General features: G+C 68.2%; 4 protein-coding genes. All 4 read right to left on the bottom strand.

The genetic code is table 11. The annotated features are described in order from the left end of the window. Positions 1-73: 73 nt before the first annotated feature. Positions 74-682, bottom strand: a complete 609-nt coding sequence (locus DDE13_RS22155; protein ID WP_111406365.1) for a ferric reductase-like transmembrane domain-containing protein — start codon at positions 680-682, stop codon at positions 74-76. After that, the gene (locus DDE13_RS22150; RefSeq protein ID WP_111406364.1) at positions 679-1,179 is read right to left on the bottom strand and encodes a twin-arginine translocation pathway signal; all 501 of its coding nucleotides are present in this window, start codon (positions 1,177-1,179) and stop codon (positions 679-681) included. Before DDE13_RS22150 ends, DDE13_RS22155 begins: the two co-directional genes overlap by 4 nt. Before the next feature lie 146 nt (positions 1,180-1,325). Then, positions 1,326-1,493, bottom strand: a complete 168-nt coding sequence (locus DDE13_RS22145; RefSeq protein WP_394340319.1) for a TA system antitoxin ParD family protein — start codon at positions 1,491-1,493, stop codon at positions 1,326-1,328. Between the two features lie 134 nt (positions 1,494-1,627). After that, positions 1,628-2,782, bottom strand: coding sequence for an MFS transporter (locus DDE13_RS22140; protein WP_235868819.1), 1,155 nt, complete (start codon positions 2,780-2,782; stop codon positions 1,628-1,630). Positions 2,783-3,097 lie beyond the last annotated feature (315 nt).

Here is a 3,097-nt window from a genome sequence, read left to right as displayed (position 1 = left end):
GAGTGCTACAACTTCTTCAAGGCCGCCGGATACGGAACCGATTAAACGCGACACGCTCTAGTCGGGCCTTCGCTCACGCCGCCCGCCGCCACACCCAGCCAAACCGGGCACGGGCCACTGCGGCGACGGCGGCGGCCACGGCTGCGAGACACAGCGCCCACTTGCTGGTCGTGCCCATTGTGCCCTCGATCTGCACTGCGTGGATCACAGTGCCCAGGACGATCACCACCGCGAGCGCGTTATGGATTGCCGCCCATGTGGCGGGACGGAGCCGCATCTTTCGCCGCAGCGCCACAAGCGCCGCGGTCAGCACAACGCCCCACATCGCCGTCACGCCCCACACCGAGAAGGGCGTGGGCGACCGCAGCAGCAGCGCGTCGATCGCGTCCGGCGTGCTCGCGATCAGCAAGCCGCCGACATGGGTCGCCACCAGCGCGACCAGCACCGCGCCGGTGCGGTGATGCCAGCGCCGGAGCCGCGCGGCCCCCACCCCCGGCAGCCAGCCCACCTTCAAAAGCGGCTGGACCAGGAGAAGTCCCAGCGCCAGCACCCCCGCGAGGCTGGCCGCGACGTAGGAAGGCGGGCGGTAGGCGTGCAGCGGGCTCGTCGCCGCGACGATGACCGGAACGGCGAGAAAGAGCGCCAGCGCGCCCCAGGCCAGGATCGTGCGGGCGCGGGTCAAGCCTCGGAAAGCACGAAATGGGCCTCGAGGCTCGTGTTGCTTGCCGACGACATCACCGGACGGAGGAACACGGTCTTGAACGACGCGCCGTCGAACTCGGCGTCGTAGGCCAAGTGGCCATGGGGCTGCCCGAAGGCGGGCACGATCTGCGGCATGTCCATCTGGAACGCCCCGTTGGCGTCCGTCAGCGTGGCGCCGTGGCTCTGCGGGTCGTTCTCGTAGCCCTCGGTCGTGTGGGCCCAGATCTGGATACGCGCATCCCGGATCGGCGCCCCGTCGCCCGCGCGGCGCACGGTGCCCGTCATCCAGAAGCCGCCCTTGCCAATGCGTTCAACGATCGGTGCGCCCGGTCGATAATTATTGGCCCCGCCCCGCATCGAGAGCGTGGGTTCCAGCCCTTGCGCAAGGACCGGGCGAAAAATGGCGGGTGCGGCCAATCCTGCGGCAGACGCGGCGGCGCCTGCGATCATGATACGGCGGGAGACGAAAAGGGACATGTGGAACCTCCTATGGTTCACTGCATACCTTGACCTGTTTCACGATATAGGGAAACCCCTGCACGACACGATGCATCGCACCAAAACGTGAGCGCAGCGGGTGTCTATCGCGGGTTTTCAAACCATTCCGCACGAGCGCCAGCCCTTCAGGCCGCTTCGATGGCTGGCACCTGCACAGCGGCATCCTTGAGTTGCCGCGCCATGATCTCGGCAAAAGACAGGGCCGGGTTCGCTTCGGCCAACAGGCCGACCTTCATCCAGAACTCTGCTTGAGCATTGATCGACCAGCACATGACCCCGCTCGACTTGCGCAGCTTCTTCGATCGGGGTCGCAGCCAAGGGGATAGAGATCTTCACGCTCTCGCCCAAGGGGCCTCATGCGCCGCCTCACGGTTGTGGCCCCGGTGCGGTCTCCCTGGAATAGCCATGCGCCCGACGTGTGCTCCGGTCAGGCGGTCGCGACGCGTGGGCGTGCGGACCTGCGGCGGGCCCGCGCGTCGGCGAAGGCGGCCGCCAGCATGACCACGCCCCCCGCGGACAGCGCCGCAGCGACCCAACCGGTCGCGTGCCAGCCATAGCCGGCCGTCAGCGCCAGCCCGGCAAGGAACGGCCCGACCGCATTGGCGAAGTTGAACGCGGCGTGATTGAGGGCGGCAGCCAGCGTCTGGGCGTGCCCCGCCACATCCATCAGCCGCATCTGCAGGGGCACCACAAGGCCGGCAGTACCCCCGAGCAGAAACAGCGCTGCGGCCATCAGCGGCCAGGACCCGACAGATTGCGTGTAGAGAAGCGCCGCAAGCGTCATCCCGGTCAGTAGGATCAGGGCCCCACCGAACCGCGACCACGAGGCAAGGCGCCCGGCGATGACATTGCCAAACGTGGCCCCCACGCCGAAGCCCGACAGGGCGAGCGGGATCGCCCATTCCGGGGCCGCCGCGGCCTGGATCATGGCCGCAGAGAAATAGGCGTAGATCGCGAACACGCCGCCGAAGCCCACGGCCCCCACGCCCAGCGTCAGCCAGACCGCGCGGTTGCGCAGCGCGCCGAGCTCGCGCAGCGGGCTGGCCTCCGGATCGGCGGGCTCATAGGGTGCAATCCTGAGGATCAACAGCGCCGACAGCGCGGCCAGCGCGGCGACGATCACGAAACAGCTGCGCCAGCCGATGGCCTGGCCGAGGGCCCCCGCCGCGGGCACGCCCACCACATTGGCCAGCGTGAGCCCCATGAGGACCTGGGCGACGCCCCGGGCGCGCTGGCCCTTGGGCAGCAGATCGGCAGCAAAGAGCATCGCGATCCCAAGGAATGCCCCATGGGGCAGCCCGCCGACCAGCCGTGCGACCGTCAGCGGCACCATGGACGGTGCGAGGGCGGCCGCGAGGTTCGCAGCACCGAACGCGGCGATCAGGCACGCGAGCATCTGCTTGCGCGGCACCCGCGCGCCAAGAATCGCGAGCACCGGCGCGCCGATGACCACGCCAAGCGCGTAGCTGCTGACCGCATGCCCGGCGACGGCCTCGCTCACCCCGAGATCGGCGGCGAAATAGGGCAGAAGGCCCATCGCCGCGAATTCGGAAATGCCGATCGCGAAGGCGCCGAGTGCCATTGCGACGATCGTCCAACGGATCCGCGATTGAGAAGACATGAGGCACCCATACATAAACATGCTGCAGCGCAGCGGTGCGCCATAGCTACACGCTGGTACCGCTACCGCAATATACGAACACGCATGGGCGCCATGTGATGGATGCACGGTTAAGCCTTGGCGGCGCAGCAAGCGCGGACGCAGGTGAACAATGCGAACGTCTGTTCCCCCGAAACTCTGTCGTGGGTCTCGCGATCACGGCGAAGGTCCGGAGTCCTGAAGGTTTTTCGATGCGGGCCGCGGCGCGACTTGGGCGGCCGGGAGGTGGCGGCCCGC

The organism is Meridianimarinicoccus zhengii (assembly GCF_003254465.1).
GTDB lineage: Bacteria > Pseudomonadota > Alphaproteobacteria > Rhodobacterales > Rhodobacteraceae > Meridianimarinicoccus > Meridianimarinicoccus zhengii.
The sequence above is the reverse complement of the archived record's forward strand: the minus strand, read 5'-3'. Positions and strand labels throughout refer to the sequence as shown.